The 21,148-nt window shown below is 63.8% G+C and carries 20 protein-coding genes; 9 read left to right on the top strand and 11 right to left on the bottom strand.

What is annotated here, in order from left to right; translation table 11 throughout:
• Position 1: 1 nt before the first annotated feature.
• From PXK07_RS07155 to PXK07_RS07130, 6 genes are all read left to right on the top strand, one after another.
• Complete coding sequence (locus tag PXK07_RS07155) at positions 2–970, top strand: type II secretion system F family protein (RefSeq protein ID WP_274847518.1); 969 nt, start codon at positions 2–4, stop codon at positions 968–970.
• A gap of 12 nt (positions 971–982) precedes the next feature.
• On the top strand, positions 983–1,963 hold the full coding sequence (locus tag PXK07_RS07150; RefSeq protein WP_274847517.1) for a type II secretion system F family protein: 981 nt from the start codon (positions 983–985) through the stop codon (positions 1,961–1,963).
• 2 nt (positions 1,964–1,965) lie between these two features.
• Positions 1,966–2,568: a tetratricopeptide repeat protein gene (locus tag PXK07_RS07145; RefSeq protein WP_274847516.1), complete on the top strand. Its 603-nt coding sequence runs from the start codon at positions 1,966–1,968 to the stop codon at positions 2,566–2,568.
• A 47-nt stretch (positions 2,569–2,615) separates the two neighbouring features.
• Entirely contained in the window at positions 2,616–3,467 is an 852-nt protein-coding gene (locus PXK07_RS07140; protein WP_274847515.1) for a tetratricopeptide repeat protein, read from the top strand.
• 3 nt (positions 3,468–3,470) lie between these two features.
• Positions 3,471–3,989: a prepilin peptidase gene (locus PXK07_RS07135; protein ID WP_446728354.1), complete on the top strand. Its 519-nt coding sequence runs from the start codon at positions 3,471–3,473 to the stop codon at positions 3,987–3,989.
• A gap of 200 nt (positions 3,990–4,189) precedes the next feature.
• On the top strand, positions 4,190–5,497 hold the full coding sequence (locus PXK07_RS07130) for an ATPase (protein ID WP_274847514.1): 1,308 nt from the start codon (positions 4,190–4,192) through the stop codon (positions 5,495–5,497).
• A gap of 20 nt (positions 5,498–5,517) precedes the next feature.
• On the opposite strand, the gene PXK07_RS07125 is transcribed toward PXK07_RS07130, so the two are convergent.
• Positions 5,518–5,997, bottom strand: coding sequence for a DUF4405 domain-containing protein (locus PXK07_RS07125; protein ID WP_274847513.1), 480 nt, complete (start codon positions 5,995–5,997; stop codon positions 5,518–5,520).
• 116 nt (positions 5,998–6,113) lie between these two features.
• On the opposite strand from PXK07_RS07125, the gene PXK07_RS07120 reads away from it, so the two are divergent.
• From PXK07_RS07120 to PXK07_RS07110, 3 genes are read left to right on the top strand one after another with little or no spacing between them, the layout of a single operon-like run.
• Positions 6,114–8,531 (top strand): ligase-associated DNA damage response DEXH box helicase, encoded by a 2,418-nt coding sequence (locus PXK07_RS07120; RefSeq protein WP_274847512.1) that lies wholly within the window; start codon positions 6,114–6,116, stop codon positions 8,529–8,531.
• 38 nt (positions 8,532–8,569) lie between these two features.
• Entirely contained in the window at positions 8,570–9,226 is a 657-nt protein-coding gene (gene pdeM / locus PXK07_RS07115) for a ligase-associated DNA damage response endonuclease PdeM (RefSeq protein WP_274847529.1), read from the top strand.
• A 47-nt stretch (positions 9,227–9,273) separates the two neighbouring features.
• A complete protein-coding gene (locus PXK07_RS07110; RefSeq protein ID WP_274847511.1) occupies positions 9,274–9,684 on the top strand; it encodes a PaaI family thioesterase in 411 nt (136 codons plus the stop codon).
• Between the two features lie 67 nt (positions 9,685–9,751).
• Here the strand turns inward: PXK07_RS07110 and folD are convergent, their stop codons facing one another.
• The 10 genes from folD to tolR form a co-directional block, all read right to left on the bottom strand.
• Complete coding sequence (gene folD, locus PXK07_RS07105) at positions 9,752–10,651, bottom strand: bifunctional methylenetetrahydrofolate dehydrogenase/methenyltetrahydrofolate cyclohydrolase FolD (protein WP_274847510.1); 900 nt, start codon at positions 10,649–10,651, stop codon at positions 9,752–9,754.
• Between the two features lie 96 nt (positions 10,652–10,747).
• Positions 10,748–12,424, bottom strand: coding sequence for a formate--tetrahydrofolate ligase (locus PXK07_RS07100; RefSeq protein ID WP_274847509.1), 1,677 nt, complete (start codon positions 12,422–12,424; stop codon positions 10,748–10,750).
• A gap of 187 nt (positions 12,425–12,611) precedes the next feature.
• Positions 12,612–13,187 (bottom strand): MOSC domain-containing protein, encoded by a 576-nt coding sequence (locus tag PXK07_RS07095; RefSeq protein WP_274847508.1) that lies wholly within the window; start codon positions 13,185–13,187, stop codon positions 12,612–12,614.
• A 282-nt stretch (positions 13,188–13,469) separates the two neighbouring features.
• A complete protein-coding gene (gene ftsH, locus PXK07_RS07090; RefSeq protein WP_274847507.1) occupies positions 13,470–15,383 on the bottom strand; it encodes an ATP-dependent zinc metalloprotease FtsH in 1,914 nt (637 codons plus the stop codon).
• 75 nt (positions 15,384–15,458) lie between these two features.
• Complete coding sequence (gene tilS, locus PXK07_RS07085) at positions 15,459–16,712, bottom strand: tRNA lysidine(34) synthetase TilS (protein WP_274847506.1); 1,254 nt, start codon at positions 16,710–16,712, stop codon at positions 15,459–15,461.
• Positions 16,709–17,527 (bottom strand): tol-pal system protein YbgF, encoded by an 819-nt coding sequence (gene ybgF, locus PXK07_RS07080; RefSeq protein ID WP_274847505.1) that lies wholly within the window; start codon positions 17,525–17,527, stop codon positions 16,709–16,711. Before ybgF ends, tilS begins: the two co-directional genes overlap by 4 nt.
• A gap of 4 nt (positions 17,528–17,531) precedes the next feature.
• Entirely contained in the window at positions 17,532–18,035 is a 504-nt protein-coding gene (pal, locus tag PXK07_RS07075; RefSeq protein WP_274847504.1) for a peptidoglycan-associated lipoprotein Pal, read from the bottom strand.
• A 101-nt stretch (positions 18,036–18,136) separates the two neighbouring features.
• Positions 18,137–19,414 (bottom strand): Tol-Pal system beta propeller repeat protein TolB, encoded by a 1,278-nt coding sequence (tolB, locus tag PXK07_RS07070; protein ID WP_446728356.1) that lies wholly within the window; start codon positions 19,412–19,414, stop codon positions 18,137–18,139.
• Between the two features lie 59 nt (positions 19,415–19,473).
• On the bottom strand, positions 19,474–20,628 hold the full coding sequence (locus PXK07_RS07065) for an energy transducer TonB (protein WP_274847502.1): 1,155 nt from the start codon (positions 20,626–20,628) through the stop codon (positions 19,474–19,476).
• A gap of 15 nt (positions 20,629–20,643) precedes the next feature.
• Positions 20,644–21,147 carry a protein TolR gene (gene tolR / locus PXK07_RS07060; RefSeq protein WP_274847501.1) on the bottom strand — a complete coding sequence of 168 codons (504 nt, stop codon included), beginning with the start codon at positions 21,145–21,147 and terminating at the stop codon, positions 20,644–20,646.
• Position 21,148: the final 1 nt, after the last annotated feature.

The following is a 21,148-nucleotide window of genomic DNA, read 5'->3' as shown; positions in this document are numbered from 1 at the left end:
GATGCAAATTCCTGCAGAACCGCTGATTTACGGCCTGATCTTCGTCGGCGTCATCGTCTTGGTCGAGGGCATCTACCTTGTCGCCTTTGGCAAGTCGATCAGCCTCAACAGCAAGGTCAGCCGCCGTCTGGAAATGATGGAGAAGGGCAGCACCCGCGAAGAAGTGCTGGAACAGCTGCGCAAGGAGCTGAAACAGCACGGGAAAACCCAATCCATCCCGCTCTATTCGCTGCTGGCCGACCGCGCCCAGAAGGCCGCCATCGCCTTTACGCCACAACAGTTGATGATGATCATGGGCGGCGTTGCCGTCATTGCCTTCATCGGTCTCAGCGTCGCCACCAGCGCGCCGCTGCCGGTGCGCGCGCTGGGGGCCGTCATCATCGGCATCGGCGGGGTCTTCTTCTGGGTCAACAAGAAGGCCAGCAAGCGCATGTCGATGATCGAGGAACAACTGCCGGATGCGGTGGAGCTCTTGGTGCGCTCGTTGCGGGTCGGGCACCCGTTTTCCTCGGCGATCCAGATTGTCTCGCACGAGATCGAGGACCCGCTGGCCTCTGAACTGGGCATGATCGCGGATGAATCCGCCTATGGCCGCGATGTGGGCGAAGCGCTGAAGGAAATGGCCGAACGCCTGGACATGCAGGATTTGCGCTTTCTGGCCGTCGCCGTCACCATCCAACAGCAATCGGGCGGCAACCTGGCCGAGGTCCTGGCCGGTCTGGCAAAGGTGATCCGCGCCCGCTTCCGCCTGTTCCGCAAGGTGAAGGCCATCACCGCAGAGGCGCAGTGGTCGGGCAAGTTCCTGTCCGGCTTTCCGCTGCTGGCGCTGGCCGGCATCCTGGTCAAGGATCCCAATTATTACGACAATGTGCTCGATCATCCCTGGTTCATTCCCGCCTGTTTCCTGGTCGGGATCATGCTGACCGTGAACCTCTTCGTGATGAAGATGCTGACGAATATCGAGGTCTGAGGAGCGCCCCCCATGTCCATCCTGTCCGACATCAACGGCTTTCTGACCGATCAGTTCGGCGCCTTCGGCCCGCTGCTGGCACTTGGGCTGGCAGGGCTGTTCATGATCCTTCTGGCCATTCCGCTGCTTCTGAACCAGCCCGAGGATCCGCTGAAGAAGCTGCAAAAGAACATGGCGCCGGAAACCCGGCCCAAGCCGCAGAAGGAACGTCTGCGTCAGAACAGCCGCAACGAACAGCTGCAGAAATTCGCCTCCTTCCTGGAACCTCAGAACGCCGAGGAACTGTCGGCGATGGAGCTGAAGCTGCGCCAGGCAGGCTATGCCTCCAAGGATTCTGTGCGCCTGTTCCACTTTGCACAATTCGCCCTGGGCCTGATCGGCTTGGGGGCCGGTCTGTTCTATGTCTTTGGATTGAACGCGGGCACCGAGTATGACAGCAGCCAGTTGGCCCTGCGCATTATCGGCCCCGGCGGCGCAGGCTACATGCTGCCCAAATACTGGGTGACCCGGCGCATTGAAGAGCGCAAGAAACAGATCACCCAGGGCTTCCCGGACGCGCTCGACATGATGCTGGTCTGCGTCGAGGCGGGCCAGTCGCTGTACCAGTCCATTGTCCGCGTCGCCAAGGAGCTGCACGCCTCCTACCCAGCATTGGCCGAAGAATTCGAAGTGGTCGCCTATGAGATGAAGGCGGGTAAGGAAAAGGAAAAGGTGCTGCGCGACATGGGCACCCGCTGCGGCGTGCAGGATGTCTCCTCCTTCACCACCGTGATGATCCAGTCGCAGGCCTTCGGCACCTCGATCGCCGATGCGCTTCGGGTCTATGCGGATGAGATGCGCGACAAACGCGTGATGCGCGCCGAAGAGGCCGCAAACAAGTTGCCAGTGAAAATGACTCTTGCCACAATGGGGCTGACGGTGCCGCCGCTGCTGATCATTCTGGTCGGACCCTCGGTGCAGGGCATCTTGAACATGGGCAACATGGGTAACTGATCATGGCCGATCGGCGCAGGGCGGCACGCCGCCGCCCCTGCCTTCTCACTGCCGCTGCCGCTCTGGTGGCGGTCTCTGTTGTTGGGGCATGTTCCTTGCGAACCGGGGCCCCGCCTGCCAGCCCCTGGGCACCGGGCGTGGATCTTCGCAAACAGGCCGAAGATGGCCTGATCGTGGGTCACCGGCTGATGGATGCCGGGGAATATGAACTGGCGCTGGATGCCTTCAACCGCGCGGCACTGGAGCAAGGGTTGACGGCAGAAGTCCTGTCCAGCATGGGATCGGCCAACCTGGGCCTGGGTCGCCTGGGACAGGCCGAAGATCTTTTGCGCCGCGCCACCAAGGCCGCGCCCGACTGGCCAGAGGCGCTGAACAACCTTGGTGTCGTGCTGATGGAGCGGGGCAAAACCCCCGAAGCGGTGCAGATCCTGCGTCGCGCCTATGCGCTGGACAATGGCGAAAGTGACGCAATCCGGGATAATTTGCGGCGGGCTCTCGAAAAACTTGAAAATTCCGCGCATAGTGATCCGCAAAACGAAAGTCGAAGCGACTTCACATTGATGCGGCAAGGCGGCGGCAGCTATCGGATCGGCAAAGATCCCTAGGAACGCGCAAGGGTCGCATAGGGCAGAGCAGCAAAAGGACGCATAAAATGCGCCAGTTTATTCTTGTGACCACAGGCCTTGTCGGCGTTCTGGCCCTGTCGGCCTGCGTCAAACCCGATGGCAAGGAAACCGTTGAACGCGCCTTTGAAGAGGTCAATGTCGTTGACGCGCATAACCTCAACGAGGTGATGATGACGGTCGCCGACCCGAACGAGGCGGTGAGCTATTTCCAGAAATCCCTGAAATCCTCGCCTGAACGGATCGATTTCCAGCGTGGACTGGCCGCGTCTTACATCCGCGCCAAGCGCAATACCGAGGCCGCCGGCGCCTGGAAGAAGGTCGCCGCCCATGCAGAGGCCACGGTCGAGGATCGTGTCTCGCTTGCGGATGCGCTGATCCGCGTCGGTGACTGGAAAGGCGCCAAGGAGGCGCTGGATTCCGTGCCCCCCACCCATGAGACCTACCGCCGCTACCGGCTTGAGGCGATGGTGGCGGATGCCAACAAGGAATGGAAACGGGCCGACAGTTTCTATGAAATCGCCACCGGCCTGACCACCCAGCCCGCCAAGGTGATGAACAACTGGGGCTATTCGAAACTCTCGCGCGGCAGCTTTGCCGAGGCCGAGCGCCTGTTCAGCGATGCCATTCGCCAGGATCCGACGCTCTTTACCGCCAAGAACAACCTGGTCTTGGCCCGTGGCGCGCAGCGCAACTACACCCTGCCGGTGATCCCGCTGGATCAGACCGAACGGGCGCAGCTGCTGCACACTTTGGCCCTGTCGGCGGTGAAACAGGGTGATGTGAAAACTGGCGAGAACCTGTTGCGCGAGGCGCTGGCGACCCATCCGCAGCATTTCGAGGCCGCCGCCCGTTCGCTCGCGGCGCTTGAAAACGGCTGATCCATGGTGCACCTGGCCGTCCCGGTCCATGCCGCCCAATGGTTCCTGCCCTTCGTGCTGCCGCTCTGCTATGCGGCAGCGCTGACCGACCTGCGCGGCATGCGTATCCCCAACTGGATCAACGATTGCCTTGGGCTGATCTACATTGTGGTGGGTCTCTTCGTGATGCCGACCTGGGCCGATTATGGCTGGCAGTTGCTGCATCTTCCCATCGGGATCACGATGGGCTTCCTGTTCTATTCCGCAGGCATGATCGGCGCGGGTGATGCAAAATTCGCAGGCGCCGCAGCACCCCTGGTGGCGCTTGCCGACCTGCCCGCCTTGATGATGATCTTCTCCGCCAACCTCTTGGCCGGGTTCGTCACCCACAGGCTGGTCAAATACACGCCCCTGCGCAGGCTGGCGCCCGAGTGGCTCAGCTGGAATGTGGGCAGCAAGTTCCCCATGGGATTGTGCCTCGGCGGCACCCTGGCGATCTACCTGATCCTTGGCGCGCTGTTCGGCAGCCCCCGGCCGAACTGACGGCTGATCGCTAAAATCAGCGCAAAATCGCCCCTGCCTTCCCGGAATTGCACCAGCATTGCCGTTCTCTTGCCACAGTGATGCATAGGCTATGACCCCGGAGTGGATCCCCTGTTGGCGGGCACCCAGGGCGGACGCCCCTGCGTCCCCCGCTCGCCAACCCGCCAGCAGGGGAGCAGGTTGAACAGACAGGCCGAAACATGAACATGCAGACCAGTGCCGTGGTGGCGCCCCCAGCGCCCAGGGGCCTTGCCCAGATGCAGCTCCCCATCGTGATGATGCGGGATATTTTGCTGAAAACGATGTTCCGCAAGAACGCCAACCTGGTCAGCGATATCGCCGCGGCCATCTGCCTGCCGATCCCGGTGACGCAAGAACTGGTCGATATGGCCCGCGAACAGAAACTGCTGGAGGCCACCGGCACGCTCAACGCCAATAGCGGCAACGAGATGGGATACCAGCTGACCGATGCGGGCCGCGCGCGCGCGCTGGATGCGCTCAGCCAGTCGGAATACTATGGCGCCATGCCGGTGCCGCTTGATGTCTACCGCGAGCAGGTGGAGCGTCAGTCGATCCGCAATACCATGGTGACGCGTCAGCAGCTTACACAGGCCATGGGTCACCTGATCCTGCCCGACAGCCTGCTGGACCACCTGGGGCCGGCGGTCAGCGCGGGCCGGTCGATCCTGATGTATGGCCCGCCCGGCAACGGGAAATCCTCGATCTCCAACGGCATTCGCGATGCGCTTGGCGATTGTGTCTATGTGCCCCGCGCCATCGAATATGCCGGTCAGGTGATCACCGTCTACGACCCCATCGTCCACACTGCGGTCGAGGAAGAGGCCGAAGACCCCAACGCCCTGCGCCGCCCGCGCCGGTTCGATACCCGCTATGTCAAATGCGAACGCCCAACCGTGGTGACCGGCGGGGAGTTGTCCCTGTCGATGCTGGACCTGGTCTACAACCCCACGGCGCGCACCTATCAGGCGCCGCTGCAGCTGAAATCCACCGGCGGGATCTTCATCGTCGATGACCTTGGCCGCCAGGCCGAACCGCCCCAGGCGCTGGTCAACCGCTGGATCGTGCCGCTGGAAGAGGGGCGCGATATCCTTGCCCTGCAATCGGGCGAAAAGTTCGAGGTCCCGTTCGACACGCTGGTGATCTTCTCCACCAACTTCCACCCGAACGAGATCTTCGACCAGGCCGCCCTGCGCCGGATCTTCTTCAAGATCAAGATCGACGGACCGGACCAAGAGAACTTCCTGAAGATCTTTGCCCTGGTGGCCCGCAAGAAGGGCGTGCCGCTGGATGAGGCAACCTTGGTGCATCTTCTGAAGACGAAATACCCGACCATCGACAATGTCTACGCCAACTACCAGCCGGTCTTCCTGATCGACCAGATGATGGCGATCTGCGATTTCGAGGGCATTCCCTACCAGATGAGCCCTGATCTGATCGATCGCGCCTGGGCGAACATGTTCGTCAAGGACGAGGAGATCGTGAAATAGGGGCGATCCCGCCCCCAATCTCACCCTTGGAACAGCAGCGACAGGATTGCCATTTCCTTTTCCCTGTCGCCTCCGGTCAGATCCGGCAGGGGCATCTCCAATGTCGCATCAAAGCCCGCCGCGCCCAGGCGCGACAGCGCCTCCTGCTCTGGCACGCCGCTCACCCCGATCACCGCCCCGACCGTGGCCTGCGTCACGGCCATCATCACCGGCCTGACCGGGCTGCCGCCACCGGACACCGGCACGAAGGATCCGGCCAGCACAACAGCGGAGAGCGCCATGATCGTCACCGCGACCGGACGTTTGAAATAGACGGAAAACGCCCGCCAGTTCAGCAGAACATGCGCCGGCACACCGGCGACCATGACCCAGCCAGCCCATTCATGCACCACCTTGTTCAAACCGCTGTCGAGATGAAAGAACATCAACAGCCCCGTCACCCCCATCAGCAGGAAGCTTCCGATTGTCAGCGGGGTGGCCCAGGTGCGCAGCGTGCTCATCTTCTCTCTCCAGTCTTGAAAACCTCTTCATTCATCACACGTTGCAAAGGCGCGTCTCCGTCGGACAATCGCAAAAGAGTTTTTCCTCGGATCAGGTTTCTTTCTAAACTCGAACCATGACCTCCCTTCCCGCTCAGATTTCCGGCTGGTTCGAAACGAAAGGCTGGACCATCCATCCCCACCAGGCGGAGATGCTGGCCCGTGCGCAGGATCCTTCAACCCTGCTCATTGCCCCGACCGGGGGCGGCAAGACGATGGCTGGCTTCCTGCCTACCCTGGCCGAACTTGCGACCGACGGCCACGAGGGGCTGCACACGCTTTACGTCTCCCCTCTGAAAGCCTTGGCAGCGGACATCAAGCGCAACCTCACCGGCCCGGTTGCCGAGATGGGCCTGCCGATCTGCATCGATGACCGCACCGGCGACACGCCGCAGTCGCGCCGCAAACGCCAGCGCGCCGATCCGCCCCATATCCTGCTGACCACACCGGAAAGCCTTGCGCTTATGGTGTCTTACGAGGACGCGGCACGCACCTTCCGAGGCCTCAAACGCATTGTCATCGACGAGATCCACGCCCTGGCCGAAAGCAAGCGCGGCGATCAGCTGATGCTGGCGCTCGCGCGCCTGCAAAGCCTCTGCCCCGATCTTTGTCGCGTGGGTCTCTCGGCCACCGTGGATGACCCCGAACAGATTGGCCGCTACCTCGCCCGGCATCCCGACCCTTGCCATATCGTGCAGGCCGACCCCGGCCCCGCCCCCGATATCGCCATGCTGGAAACCGCCGAGGCGCCCCCCTGGGCGGGCGGTGGCGCGGCCTATGCGATCCCCTCCGTGCTGGAGCAGATCCGCGCCCATCAGACCACGCTGATCTTTCACAACACCCGCGCCCAGGCCGAGATCTTCTTTCACAACCTCTGGCTTGCCAATGAAGACGCCCTGCCGATCGCCATCCACCACGGCTCACTCGATCGCGAACAGCGCGCGCGGGTCGAGGCGGCAATGGTCACCAAAGCCTTGCGCGCGGTGGTCTGTACCGGGTCACTCGATCTTGGCATCGACTGGGGCAATGTGGATCTTGTGATCCAGATTGGTGCGCCGAAGAACGTCAAGCGGCTGGTGCAGCGGATCGGTAGGGCCAATCACCGCTACAACGCTCCCTCCAAGGCGCTCTTGGTGCCTGCCAACCGGTTCGAGGTGGTCGAATGCCAAGCCGCGCTGAAGGCCGTACAGGAAGGCAGGCTTGACGGGGATCCCCGCCCGCCGGGCCCCCGCGATGTGCTGTGTCAACATATCCTGATCACCGCCTGCGCAGGGCCGTTTGATGCCGACACACTCTTTGCCGAGATCACCAGCACCGGCGCCTATTCGGAGCTTTCCCGGGCCGAGTTCGACGCCTGTCTGAACTTCTGCGCCACCGGCGGCTATGCCCTGCGCGCCTATGATCAGTGGCAGCGCCTGTTGCAGCGCCCCGACGGGCTGTGGCAGCTGCGCGATCCGCGCTCTGCCGCGCGTATCCGCATGAATATCGGCACCATCCAGGACGCCGACCTTCTGAAGGTGCGCATGAAGCGCAGCCGGGGCGGCAAACCCCTGGGTGAGGTTGAGGAAGCCTTTGCCGCCACCCTGACCCCCGGCGATACCTTCCTCATTGGCGGGCAGATCGTGCGCTATGAATCCTTGCGCGAAATGACGGTGGAGGTCAGCCGCGACAAGGGCCGCAAGCCCAAGATCGCGGTGTTTTCCGGCACCAAATTCGCCACCTCCACCCAGTTGAGCCAGGGGATCCTCGACCTTCTGGCGCAGGACACATGGCCCGATCTGCCCGCCCATACCGCCGATTGGCTGGCGCTGCAGCGCGAGGTCTCGGAGCTGCCGCGCGCGGGCCAGATGCTGATCGAGACCTTCCCGCACCAGGGGCGCGAACATGCCTGCCTTTACGGGTTTGCCGGGCGCAACGCGCAGCAGACGCTGGGACTTCTGGTGACCAAGCGGATGGAGGAGCTGGGCCTTGATCCTCTTGGATTTGTCGCCACCGATTATGCGACGCTGATCTGGAGCCTATCCGAAGTCAAAGATCCTGCGCCGCTGTTGGATGGCGATGCCCTGCGCGACGGGTTGGACCGCTGGCTGGCGGGCAACGCGGTGATGAAACGCGCCTTTCGCGCCTCTGCCACCATCGCCGGGCTGATCGAGCGCAACACCCCCGGCAACCGCAAATCGGGGCGGCAGGCAACGTTTTCGTCCGATATCCTTTATGACACGCTGCGCAAATATGACCCCGATCACCTGCTGCTGGAGATCACCCGCGACGAAGCCATGAGCGGGCTGGTGGATTTCGCCCGGATCGAGGAGATGACCCAACGCATCCGTGGCCGCCTCAGCCTGCGCCGCCTGTCCCGGATCAGCCCCCTCGCCGCGCCGCTGTTGCTGGAGATGGGCAAGGTGCCGATCCAGGGCGCGGGCGCCGAAAAGCTGATGCAGCAGGAGGCGGCCGAGCTGATGCGCGCCTCGGGTCTTGAAACCCTCGCGCAATGAGGCTTGCAGGCGGGCGGAAATACGGCGATCACCTTGGCATGAGCGGCTATGACTTCACCCTTGCAGGCACCCGGTTAACAGCCCTGGGCAGCGGTGCCCTGTGGTGGGCGGCGCAGCGCCTGTTGTGCGTGTCGGACCTGCATCTTGGCAAATCCGAACGCCAGCTCCGGCGCGGCGGCAGCGCCCTGCCCCCCTATGAGACCCACGATACGCTGCAACGGCTCAGCACTCTGATCGACCAGTTCGCGCCAGACACCATCCTATGCCTGGGTGACAGTTTCGACGATCTGGCCGCTGCCGAGGCCCTGCCTGACCCAGAGGCCAAAGACCTGCGCCAGATGGTGGCGGCGCGGGACTGGATCTGGATCGAGGGAAACCACGACCCGGGTGCCACAGGTTTTGGCGGGCAAGCTTGCGACGAGATCGCCATCGGCGCGCTGACCTTTCGCCATATCGCGCGGGGCGATGCCGCACCCGGGGAGGTCTCGGGCCACTATCACCCCAAGGCGCGCCTCAGCCGGGGCAGCGCGCGGCCTGCTTTCCTGTTGGATCAAACCCGGTTGATCCTGCCCGCATTCGGAACCTACACCGGGGGCCTGCGCAGCAGTGATCCGGCACTGACCGGGCTGATGGCACCGCAGGCGCTGGCGATCCTGACCGGCCCCACCGCGCTGCCCTGCCCGATGCCGCGTTGACGTAACGTCTTGCACCCAAGGGGAAAGAAGGCTTCTAAGCTCACGCCATGACAACGACACGCATCAAAGACAGTTTTGACCGCCAAAGCATGATGACCACCCTTGGCGCCACCCTCGACAGCGTGGAGCCGGGCAAGGTGGTGATTTCGGCCCCCCTATTGCCGACCAGCCTGCAACAGCATGGCGCCGCCCATGCCGCGCTCACCTTTGCCATTGGCGACAGCGCGGCGGGATATGCAGCCCTCAGCCTGCTGCCCGATGATCAGGAGGTGATGACCGCCGAGATCAAGATCAACCTGCTTGCGCCGGGGATCGGGGATCGTCTGCGTGCCACCGGCACGGTGATCAAGCCCGGTCGGCGGCTCGTGGTGGTGACCTCGCAAGTGCATGCCATCACCGGCAGCGAGGAAAAGCTGATCGCCATTCTGCAGGGCACCATGGTGCCGGTCAGCCCCTAGGCCATGCAAAAACACCCGCCGAAAACCTGCGGCGGGTGCTCATCGTTTCTGGAAAAGATCAAACCGATCAGGCAGTCAGCCCTTCGGGTTCCTCCAGCCCATGCGCGCGGCAGCATGCCGTGACCGTGTTGGCCAGAAGGCAGGCGATGGTCATCGGGCCAACGCCGCCCGGCACCGGGGTGATGGCGCCTGCCACCTCTGACACCGGGGCAAAGTTCACATCGCCCAAGAGCTTGGTCTTGCCGGGCTTTTCCGGGTGCGGCACGCGGGTGATGCCAACGTCAATCACCGTCGCACCGGGTTTGACCCAATCGGCCTGCACCATTTCGGAACGTCCCACGGCGGCGACCAGGATATCGGCGCGGCGGCAGACCTCGGGCAGGTCGCGGGTGCGCGAATGGGCAATCGTCACGGTGCAGTTTTCCTGCAGCAAGAGCTGCGCCATCGGCTTGCCAAAGAGGTTGGAGCGGCCGATGACCACGGCATTCAGCCCCGTCATGTCGCCGATCTGGTCGCGCAGCAGCATCAGGCAACCCAGCGGCGTGCAGGACACCAGCCCCTTTTCACCGCTCGCCAGAAGGCCCGCGTTGACCACGCTCAGCCCGTCCACGTCCTTGGCCGGATCGATACGCGCCACCACGGCGCGCTCATCCAGGTGATCCGGAACCGGGAACTGGCACAGGATACCATGCACGGCGGGATCAGCGTTCAACTGGTCGATCAGAGCAAAGAGATCCGCCTCGGAGACATCCGCGGGCAGTTTATGCTCGAAGGAGGCCATGCCGACCTCCACGGTCTGGCGGTGTTTCGCGGCGACATAGACTTCGCTCGCGGGATCCTCGCCCACCAGGATCACCGCAAGGCCCGCTGTGATCCTGTGCTCTTGCTTCAGACGTGCCACATGGCCCGCCACCTTTTCGCGTACCTTGGCCGCAAAAGCCTTGCCGTCGATAAGAGTCGCTGCCATCTGTCCTGATCCTCTTGCTGTGGGGCGCCAAACGGGCCCCGAAACGCGATGCGGCCCGGAAGCCCCTTCCGAGCCGCAGATTGCTTAAATTTCGCCTCAGAACAAGCCTTCGATCTGTCCTTCGGCGTTCAGGTGGATGTTTTCTGCCGCCGGCACGCGCGGCAGGCCCGGCATGGTCATGATCTCACCGCAGACCACCACGACGAAACCGGCCCCTGCCGACAGACGCACCTCACGCACCGGCACCGAATGCCCGGTGGGCGCACCGCGCAGGTTCGGGTCGGTGGAGAAGCTGTACTGGGTCTTGGCCATACAGACCGGCAGATGGCCGTAGCCCTGCTCTTCCCAGAGTTTCAGCTGGTCGCGGATTTTCTTGTCGGCCAGCACCTCATCGGCGCGGTAGATGCCCTTGGCGATGCGTTCGATCTTCTCGAACAGGGTCAGCTCGTCCCGGTAGAGCGGCGCGAACTGGCTGACGCCGCTGTCGGCGATTTCCGCAACCCGGCGGGCCAGCGCTTCGGAGCCTTCCGAACCCAGCTCCCAATGGCGCGACAGGATCGCCTCGGAGCCCTGGGTTTCCACGTAGTCCTTGACCGCCTGGATTTCCGCATCGGTATCGGTGACGAAGTGGTTGATCGCCACCACGACCGGTACGCCAAAGGATTTCAGGTTGCCGATATGGCGGCCGAGGTTGGCGCAGCCTTCCATCACCGCCTCGACGTTTTCCGCGCCAAGATCGGCCTTGGCGACACCACCGTTCATCTTCATCGCCCGCACGGTGGCCACCAGAACCACGCAATCGGGGGCCAGGCCAGCCTTGCGGCATTTGATGTTCATGAACTTCTCGGCGCCCAGATCGGCACCAAAACCGGCTTCGGTCACCACGTAGTCGGCCACTTTCAGCGCCGTTTGCGTGGCGATGACCGAGTTGCAGCCATGCGCGATATTGGCGAAAGGACCGCCGTGCACGAAGGCCGGGTTGTTCTCCAGCGTCTGCACCAGGTTCGGCTGCATCGCATCCTTCAACAGCACCGCCATGGCACCTTCGGCCTTGATATCGCGGCAGAAAACCGGGCTGCGATCGCGGCGGTAGGCGACGATCATATCACCCAGGCGCTGTTCCAGGTCCTTCAGATCCTTGGCAAGGCAGAGGATCGCCATCACTTCGGAGGCCACGGTGATGTCAAAGCCACCCTCGCGCGGGAAACCATTGGCAACCCCCCCCAAGGAAACGTTGATCTGGCGCAGGGCACGGTCGTTCATGTCGACGACCCGGCGCCATTGCACCCGGCGGATGTCGATGTCCTGCTCGTTGCCCCAGTAGATGTGATTGTCCAGCATGGCCGACAGTAGCGAATGCGCCGAGGTGATCGCGTGAAAGTCGCCGGTGAAGTGGAGGTTCATATCCTCCATCGGTACCACCTGCGCATAGCCACCGCCGGCCGCGCCGCCCTTCATGCCGAAGTTCGGCCCGAGCGAAGCCTCGCGGATGCAGATCATCGCGTTCTTGCCGATGCGGTTCAGACCGTCGCCGAGCCCCACGGTTGTGGTGGTCTTGCCCTCGCCCGCCGGGGTCGGGTTGATCGCGGTCACCAGGATCAGCTTGCCGTTCTCTTTGTCCTGCACCGAGTTGATGAAGGGCTGGCTCACCTTCGCCTTGTCATGGCCATAGGGCAGCAGGTCGTCATGGGTCATGCCCAGCTTGGCACCGATCTCCTGAATCGGGAGCTTTTTTGCCTCGCGGGCGATTTCGATATCACTCTTGTAGCTCATGGCCGGGTTCCTGACCTGTTTGATCGGTTGACCGGCGCACGGGCCGGGGTTGACCCAGACTTAGCCAGACTGCGGCAAATCGCGCGCCTGTTTTCCGACATTATCGCGCCTCGAAACGGCGTTCGCTGCTTTCGATCGGAACCCTGAGTGTCCGAAAGGAACGCAATGTGCCCCTTTGGAGCGCCCTTCAGGGCGCCCAGGCGCGCTGGTCGGGGACAAATACCGCCAGTTGATCGCCCAGGGACAGGCGGCCGGGACGTTCGACCCAGGCGGTGATTCCCCGCCGGTTTTCAGCTGCGGGTTTGAACTTGGCGCCATAGCCGGTGTGGTCGGTCTCGATCTCGCGCCCCGGCAGCACGCAGGGGCGGTTCTCCATATCCACGGTCAGGGTGATGCCGCCTGGGCCTTGCAGGCGGCTATTCGGCGGGATGAAGGTGAAATCGGGAATGCCACGCAGAACCAGCGTGGCACCAAGGTATGCGGGATCGATCCGCTCCAGCCCCATGTCGGCGGCGATCATCGCCAGTTCCTCTTCCGACAGGATCGTTAGCTGCCGCACATTGCGGATCTCGGTGCCCTGGGGATAGAGGTTCTTCACCCGCACGCAGGAGGCGCGCAGGGCGCCTTCGTGGCGCTCTCCTGCGATGCCGTGAAAGCCAAGGTCCAGATGATCTCTCGGCGTAGCACTGAGGCCTGCTCCCGCGGGCACCTGCCCCATCCAGGTGATCTCTCCGATAAATTCGGTTTTGCGCAACACAGGCATCCCGGCGTTCCTTTTATTGGAGCCAACTTCGGCAGATGGACATGGTTTTGCGAAGGACCATACAGATCGACACCACAACGACCAGAGAGAAAACAACGTGGCCACAAGAGCCGGTCGGATCGCGAAAGCGATCCGACCGGGCGCGGGGGCGCCGGGCAGCAAAGCTGCCCGGCGCCCCCGCGCCATCCCCCACCGCAAACCTTGCACCTACCGAAGACCAAAAAGGCCCGGTCACTGACCGGGCCTCATCTTATTCACAGTATTCACAGCTTTCGATGCTGCTTAAGCCGAGGGTTCAGGCTCCATGCCCCCTTCAGGCGGAGACTTCTTCGGCTTGGCCTTGGGCACCGATGTGATCGAGGCACTGCCCTGGTCGGCATCGTCGCCCTCATCCGCACCGGAATGCGGCGGCTCGCCGTTCATCACACGCTTGATCTCATCCCCGGTCAGGGTTTCATACTCCAAGAGGCCCTGCGCCAGGCGTTCCCACTCGTCATGATGATCGGTCAGGATCTGATAGGCCCGCTCATAGCCGTTCTGGATGAAAGAGCGCACCTCATCCTCGATCATCTCCTTGGTGTGGGCCGAGACCGAGAAGCCGGCCGTGTTGCCGCTATAGCCTTCATGCGCCTCGGCATAGTCGATATTGCCGACCTTGTCGGACATGCCCCAGCGCATCACCATGGCGCGCGCCAGCTGGCTGGCCTGCTGGATGTCGCCTGCCGGACCGTTGGAGACATGGTTCTCACCGTATTTGATGATCTCGGCGGCCTTGCCGGCCATGGTCATCGCCAGCTTCTGCTCGCACTCGTCCTTGTGCCAGTTGAGACGGTCCATCTCGGGCAGGCTCACCACCATTCCCAGGGCGCCACCGCGCGGAATGATGGTCGCCTTGTAGACCGGATCGCACTCGGGCAGTTTCAGACCCACCACGGCGTGACCGGCCTCATGATAGGCGGTCTTTTCCTTCTGATCCGCGGTCAGCACCATCGAGCGGCGCTCTGCCCCCATCATCACCTTGTCCTTGGCGTTCTCGAAGTCTTCCATGGTGACAAAGCGACGACCGACGCGGGCCGCCATCAGCGCGGCCTCGTTCACCAGGTTCGCCAGATCCGCACCCGAGAACCCCGGCGTGCCGCGCGCAATGATGCGCAGGTCCACATCGGGGCCAAGCGAGGTCTTGCGCGCATGCACGCCCAGGATCTTTTCGCGGCCCTTGATATCAGGATTGCCGACGGTGACGTTGCGGTCAAAGCGACCCGGACGCAGCAGTGCGGGGTCCAGAACGTCGCGGCGGTTGGTGGCGGCGAGGATGATAACGCCCTCGTTGGCCTCGAAGCCGTCCATTTCCACCAGCAGCTGGTTCAGCGTCTGCTCGCGCTCGTCATTGCCGCCGCCATACCCGGCGCCACGATGGCGCCCCACGGCGTCGATCTCGTCGATGAAGACGATGCAGGGCGCGTTCTTCTTGGCCTGTTCAAACATGTCGCGCACACGCGATGCACCGACACCAACGAACATTTCAACGAAGTCCGACCCGGAAATGGTGAAGAAGGGCACGCCCGCCTCACCCGCGATGGCACGGGCCAGAAGCGTCTTACCGGTGCCCGGAGGGCCCACCAGCAGTGCGCCTTTCGGGATCTTGCCGCCCAGGCGCGAGAATTTCTGCGGGTTGCGCAGGAATTCGACGATCTCTTCCAGCTCTTCCTTGGCCTCGTCAATGCCGGCAACATCGTCAAAGGTGACGCGACCATGTTTCTCGGTCAGCATCTTGGCCTTGGATTTGCCAAAGCCCATGGCACCGCCCTTGCCGCCGCCCTGCATGCGGTTCATGAAATAGACCCAGACCCCGATCAACAGCAGGAACGGCAGGAGGGTGATCAGGAAGGACTGGAAGCCCGACTGCTCCTGCTTTTCGGCGCGAACCGGAATGTTGTTCTCGATCAGCATCGAGGTGACTTCGGCGTCGCCTGGCTTGATGGTGACATAGCTCTGCCCGTCCGAGGTGGTGTAGCGCACCTGCTCTCCGTCCAGCGTGACGGTGCCGACCTGGCCGCCCTCGACGGCGGCAACAAAGTCGGAATAGGTGCGTTCACGGCTCTGCATGGTGCTGCCGGACCCGCTGAACAGATTGAACAGCGCCAGGATCAGCAGGAACAGAACAACCCAGAAGGCGATATTGCGTGCATTGCCCAAGGAAAATCTCCCAATGTTCCAGACGGCACAAGGACCGCCTGCGTTGCGCTTAAAATAGGGAACATTCAGTGAGGTTCAATGCGATAAAAAGGATGCATGGAACTCTTCTTCACCCCGGATCAATTCGGCCCGGCATCCCTGCTTGGATCCGGCCAGGGGCGCCGCGCACAGTTCATCGCCGCACCAAAGGGCGGGCGTGACCTCCAGAACCGGTCCTGGCAGGTCCAGGTCGCGCCAGTCCGGGCAGTGCCTCAATCCCTCCGGCCCCAGGGCACGGATCTGGCAAGCCTCTGCATTTTCAGCAAAAAGCTTCCAGCGACTATCCCAGACCCGATCCACGCTGCAGGTCCTGTCCCGTAGTGCCTGCGCTTCGCGGCAGATCCAGACCTGGCCCTTGCGGCACAGGATACGCGCCCCCGACAGGGTACGCCCGCGCCCGCTGCGCGCGGCGGCGAGCGCCGCCATCATCGGTGCGCGGCGTGGCGGATACTGCGCGCCAGCGACCCAAATGATTGCCGCGGTGAGCAATCGATAGGCAATTTCATCGGGCAGCGCAGCAAATCCCGCGCCATCGAGGGAGATTGCGCCGGCACGGACCCGTGCCAGATCCCGCGCCGCACGGTCAGCATAGTGATCCAGCGCCTGCCGGGCCTGGGCCATGTTCTGAGCAACCGTCACCAGCGCCTCGACACCTAGCCCCAAATCCTCCAGCAGGGGCAGCGCTGCGCGCATCCGCACCCGGTCGAATCGCGGATCCTGGTTCGAAGGGTCCTCGATCCAGCTGACGCCCTGATCCAACAGATACTGCCGCAGCTCGGCGCGGCGCAGCTCCAGCAGCGGGCGCCAGAGGGTCACCGCCCCCATCCGCCGCGTCACCGACATGGCCGAAAGGCCACTCACGCCCGAGGCACGTTTCAAGCGCATCAACAGGGTCTCGGCCTGATCGTCCGCCGTATGGCCCAGTGCCAGATGCGAGATCCCCCTGCCCGCGGCCCATTCGGCCATCAGGGCATAGCGCGCGCGCCGGGCCTGGTCCTGGAGGTTGCCGACCGAAGGCCCTTCATGCCAGTGCAGAATGTCGTGGGAAACGCCCAGGTCCCGCGCAAGACCTGCAACCTGCTGCGCCTCTGCGGCAGAGGCCGGACGCAAACCATGATCGACAGTGACCGCGCAGATTTCGATCCCTTGAGGGTGCAGGCAGCGATGCAGAAGATGCAGAAGTGCGACCGAGTCGCTGCCGCCAGAGACCGCGACCCCGACCCGCTCTGGCAGCGACGCAGGCAGCCCGGCGCGCAGATGTTCTAGAATATCGGCGGTGTCTTGCGTCAAGAACAGCTCAGCCGCGCCATCTCGGCCTTGGCCTTGGCGACGGTGTCATGACCGGCAAACCGCGCGCCCACTTCCGACAGGGTGATACAGGCCTGATCCATCTGCCCCAACCGGCCCAGGGCCGCGCCCAGCTCGAACAGGGCTTCGGGCGCCACCGGGCCAACCGCATCGCCGGTAAAGGCCGCCAGATAGGCCCGGGCCGCCTCGCGGGTGTCGCCCATGCCCTCCATCGCCTTACCGCGATGGAAATCGGCCTTAACCGCCAGCGGGCTGCCCGGATAGGCCGCGTTGAAGGCCGCAAATTGCTCTGCTGCCGCCTGATAGCTGCCCGCATCAAGCGCAGCCTTGGCCGCATCGAAATCGGCGCGCTCCCCCACGGCCAGTTCCTCGGCAGCGGTGGGCAGAGGTGCGGGCGTTCCAGTGTCTTGCGCAGCGCCATCGCCGCCAAGGGTCGTGGTCTCGCCCAGCGCCGCTATATCGCCGCCCTCAAGCTCCACCAGGCGGAATTCAAGGTCACCGATCCGGTTGGTGCCATCGGTCACGATCCGGTTGATCCGATACTCCAGCTGTTCGGTCTGGGCGGTGAGCCGCTGCAGTTCCATCTCGATCGCCGCGACCCGGTCCAGAACCGATGTACCTGCCAGATTGGTGGACGGCGCGCCGGTGGTCGAAAGCTCGCGGTTGAGCCGCTGGATCTCCACATGCAGCACGGTCAGCTCTTGTCGAATATCCGCCAGCGTCTGCTGATCCTGCGCCAAAGCGGGCAGCGGCGCGCATACGGTCGTGGCAATCAGGGCGGCACGGATCAGTTTCATGGCGTTACCCCGTCAGCCCGCTGGCCAGTACCGTGACCGCGCGGCGGTTCTTGGCATAGCAGCTTTCGGCCGAGCAGATCTCGAGCGGGCGCTCCTTGCCAAAGCTGACCACCTGGATGCGATCGCCCGCCACCCCTTGCGAAATCAGGAATTCCCGCGCCGCATTGGCGCGGCGGGCGCCTAGGGCCAGGTTGTATTCCCGGGTGCCCTGCTCGTCTGCATGGCCCTGAATGGTGACATTGTAATCCGTATTGGTCAGCAGCCAGCCTGCCTGGCCGCGCAGAACCGCCTCGGCCTCGGGAGACAGCGTGGATTGATCCACCGCGAACAGCACCCGATCGCCGATGGCCTCCTGGAAATAGGCGGGGCTGGCGGGATCCGAGGCCGAGCCCGCCGCGCCGACACCGGCGCCCGTGCCGTTAAAGCGGGTATCGTCCCAGGAGGTATCGCCACAGGCCGCCAGACCGAGGGCCGCGACCACCAGAAGTGCCTTGTTCAAACCGCTCATACTCAATCCCTTCGCGTTTCTTGTCGGCAACCTACCATATGTTGAGTGAGGCCGCCATGCTGGTATTTATGCCCAAAAGGCGTTCGTTTCACCGACAGGGCCTAGTTCTGCAGCGGTGACCAGGCCGGATCCGACGCCCCATCAGGGGTGCGCACCGGTTTCAGGTTCCGCCCCGAGATATCTACCGAATAAAGCAGGGCGCGTCCGCTTGCGCCCTGGGTTTCGCGGGTGAACATGATCACCCGCCCGTTCGGAGACCAGGTCGGCCCCTCGTCCAGGAAGGACGCCGTGAGCAAGCGCTCCTCGCTGCCGTCGGCCCGCATGACGCCGATGTGAAAGCGGCCCTTGTTCTGCTTGGTAAAAGCGATGAGATCCCCGCGCGGCGACCAGACCGGCGTGCCATAGCGCCCGGTACCGAAACTGATCCGTTGCGCCGCGCCACCCGAGGCAGGCATCACATAGAGCTGCGGTGCGCCGGAGCGGTCGCTTTCAAAGACGATCTGGCTGCCGTCAGGCGAAAAGGAGGGGGCGGTCTCGATCGAGGGCGCCGTGGTCAGGCGGCTGCGCTGACCGCTGGCAATGTCCATGGTGAACAGATCCGTGTTGCCGCCTTGCGACTGGGAATAGACCACGGTGCGCCCATCCGGCGAAAACCGCGGCGCAAAGCTCATAATGCCCTCATCGGTCGACAGGATCCGCCGCTGCACCTTGCCCACGTCCAGCACATGGATCTGCGGGAAACCGGTCTCGTAGCTGGTATAAAGCACCCGGTCGCCGGTGGGTGAAAACCGCGGCGCCAGCACGATTGCCTCGCTGTTGGTCAGATACTGCACATTGGCGCCGTCATAATCCATGATCGCCAGGCGCTTGCGCCGGTCGTTCTTGGGACCGGTTTCCGACACGAAGACCACCCGGCTGTCGAAATAGCCGCCCTCGCCGGTGATCCGGCTGTAGACCGCATCAGCCACCTTATGGGCCATCCGCCGCCAGCCATCGGTGGAACCGGAAAACTGCAAGCCGCCGCCAAGTTCATTTTCGGCAAAGACATCATAGGACCGGAAGCGCACGGTCAGCTGCCGCCCCTTGACGGTGACGGCGCCAGCAATCAGCGCCTGGGCATTGACCGCCTTCCAGTCGGCGAAACGCACCGGATCGTCAAAACCGGTGATCTTGGAGATATGCGCCGAGGCGGGCACTTCGCGGAACAGGCCGGTGCCGCTCAGGTCCGCCGCCACCACCCGGGCAATCAAGGACGCATATTCCGAGGCCGCCGCATCCTCGGGGATGAAATCCGGCACCGCATAGGGCAAGGGTTCGATCACACCCTGATCGATTTCGATCCTGAGCGGCCCGGTTTGCGCCAACGCCGCGCCTGCCATCACCAGGGCCGCAGCGCAAAGGGCAAGGCCATGAACCGCCAAACGTGCCAGATAGGTGCTCATTTGATCCGCATCCTTTCGGGATTGAATGTCATCTCAATATCACGCCATTGGGCGTATTTCTCGGGGGGAAGTTGAAATCCTCGTGAACCGCAGCGGATTATTGCCCGTCTCGCGGCCTCGTAGGCCTGTTTTGCCGCGGCCGCCGAGCCGCCCGTGCTAGACAGCATGCGGATCGACCCCACGTCGGGCTTGCCATCCTGGGACAGGCTCACCCCGACGGTCACGGTGGTGCGCAGGGCATCCGACGACAATGATCCCACGTTCCAGCACTGGGAGACCGCCACCCGCAGCGCGTCCTTCTCGCCGCTGGTCAGCGGTGGGCCAGCGGGTTCGGGCGCCTCCACATCGGCACCGCCTGCAAGGGCGGCCGCCAGGGCATCTTCCACGGCCGAGCGTTCAACCGGAGTGTCGGACTGTGGCGTCTCTTGCGGCGTGGCCGCGACCCTGGGCCGTTCCGGGCGGGATCTGGGGCGCAGAGACTGGCTGGGGGCCGTCACCACCTGCTGTTCGGGCTGGTTGTCCTGCGCGCGGTTTTCCTCCGTCACGATCCGGTCGGTTGCAGCTTCCGGAGCGGTGGCCTCCTGGACCTCTTGCGGGTCTTCGGCCCCGGCATCGGGAGAGACCTCTGGCTGTTCCACCTCATCAACGGCCACATCCGGTTCCGGCGGGGCCACGGGCACGGGCGCGACCCGGTCCACCGGCGCAAGCTGCGGTGCCTCGGGCTGCGGCGGCAGGACCACGGCCGTTTCCGGCAGGGTTTCAGGCGGCCTTTGCACGTCCGGCGGGGTATCCGGCACCTTCGGGTCGGGCTCCTGCACCGGTACATCCTCCACCACCGGATCCGGAGTGGGCTCGGGCAGCGGTTCAGGGCGCAGCGATTCAGGACGCGGGGATTCCGGCTCCGGGCGCGGCTCGGGCGGAAGGGAGACCTCCGGCGCGGCACTTTCTTCCGGCGGCGTGAGCTGGGTGGCATCGGGCGCCACCACCGGCGCCTGTCGCTCCTGGCTCAAGCGCGCGAACTCCTCGGCGGAAATCAGGGTGACCTCCTGCACTGCGACGGGCGCGGGTTCAGACTGGAACCACCCGCCAAAGGCGGCCCAGCCCAGGAGCAGCGCGTGCCCTGCAAGAGAGATCTTGGTTCCGGTCTGCACGTGCCGTGCCCCCGCCTATTGGTCCGCGCCACCGCCCGCAGCGCCGACGGATGCTCCATCCAGCGCCGGGCCGCCCGTGTCGGTGACAAGGCCCACATTGGCAAAGCCGCCCGCGTTGAGCGCCCCCATGACCTGCATCACCTCGCTATAGGCAATCGCGCCATCGGCGCGCAGGAAGATCCGGTCGGAGGAGCGTTCGGCGGCGATAGCGCGCAGCTTGGCCACCAGTTCGGCGCGTGGCACCGATGTGGTCTGGATCTGGATGTCGCCGCCTGCGGTCATGGTCACGGTCAGCGGCTCTTCCTCGTCGCCCGGCAGCGCGCCCGCAGCGGTTTTCGGCAATTCCACCGGCACGCCGACGGTCATCAGCGGTGCCGCCACCATGAAGATGATCAGGAGCACCAGCATCACATCCACGAAGGGGGTGACGTTGATCTCCGCCATGGGCTGCACCCGCCCCCGGCCGCGCCCACGACGGCGTCCGCCCCCCGACGCCCTTTGCTGAACAGCCGCGCCCATT

Source organism: Phaeobacter sp. QD34_24 (genome assembly GCF_028890115.1).
Classification (GTDB): Bacteria; Pseudomonadota; Alphaproteobacteria; order Rhodobacterales; family Rhodobacteraceae; genus Phycobacter.
This window is presented reverse-complemented; position numbering and strand designations above follow the sequence as displayed.

Bases quoted from the DNA above. Each gene is read 5' to 3' on its own strand.
- pal (WP_274847504.1), bottom strand. From the start codon at position 18,035: ATGAGCGGTTTGAACAAGGCACTTCTGGTGGTCGCGGCCCTCGGTCTG.
- PXK07_RS07145 (WP_274847516.1), top strand. From the start codon at position 1,966: ATGGCCGATCGGCGCAGGGCGGCACGCCGCCGCCCCTGCCTTCTCACT.
- PXK07_RS07135 (WP_446728354.1), top strand. From the start codon at position 3,471: ATGGTGCACCTGGCCGTCCCGGTCCATGCCGCCCAATGGTTCCTGCCC.
- PXK07_RS07150 (WP_274847517.1), top strand. From the start codon at position 983: ATGTCCATCCTGTCCGACATCAACGGCTTTCTGACCGATCAGTTCGGC.
- PXK07_RS07130 (WP_274847514.1), top strand. From the start codon at position 4,190: ATGAACATGCAGACCAGTGCCGTGGTGGCGCCCCCAGCGCCCAGGGGC.
- tolR (WP_274847501.1), bottom strand. From the start codon at position 21,147: ATGGGCGCGGCTGTTCAGCAAAGGGCGTCGGGGGGCGGACGCCGTCGT.
- PXK07_RS07110 (WP_274847511.1), top strand. From the start codon at position 9,274: ATGACAACGACACGCATCAAAGACAGTTTTGACCGCCAAAGCATGATG.
- PXK07_RS07125 (WP_274847513.1), bottom strand. From the start codon at position 5,997: ATGAGCACGCTGCGCACCTGGGCCACCCCGCTGACAATCGGAAGCTTC.
- folD (WP_274847510.1), bottom strand. From the start codon at position 10,651: ATGGCAGCGACTCTTATCGACGGCAAGGCTTTTGCGGCCAAGGTACGC.
- PXK07_RS07100 (WP_274847509.1), bottom strand. From the start codon at position 12,424: ATGAGCTACAAGAGTGATATCGAAATCGCCCGCGAGGCAAAAAAGCTC.
- PXK07_RS07095 (WP_274847508.1), bottom strand. From the start codon at position 13,187: ATGCCTGTGTTGCGCAAAACCGAATTTATCGGAGAGATCACCTGGATG.
- PXK07_RS07155 (WP_274847518.1), top strand. From the start codon at position 2: ATGCAAATTCCTGCAGAACCGCTGATTTACGGCCTGATCTTCGTCGGC.
- tolB (WP_446728356.1), bottom strand. From the start codon at position 19,414: ATGGCAGGCGCGGCGTTGGCGCAAACCGGGCCGCTCAGGATCGAAATC.
- ybgF (WP_274847505.1), bottom strand. From the start codon at position 17,527: ATGAAACTGATCCGTGCCGCCCTGATTGCCACGACCGTATGCGCGCCG.
- PXK07_RS07120 (WP_274847512.1), top strand. From the start codon at position 6,114: ATGACCTCCCTTCCCGCTCAGATTTCCGGCTGGTTCGAAACGAAAGGC.
- pdeM (WP_274847529.1), top strand. From the start codon at position 8,570: ATGAGCGGCTATGACTTCACCCTTGCAGGCACCCGGTTAACAGCCCTG.
- PXK07_RS07140 (WP_274847515.1), top strand. From the start codon at position 2,616: ATGCGCCAGTTTATTCTTGTGACCACAGGCCTTGTCGGCGTTCTGGCC.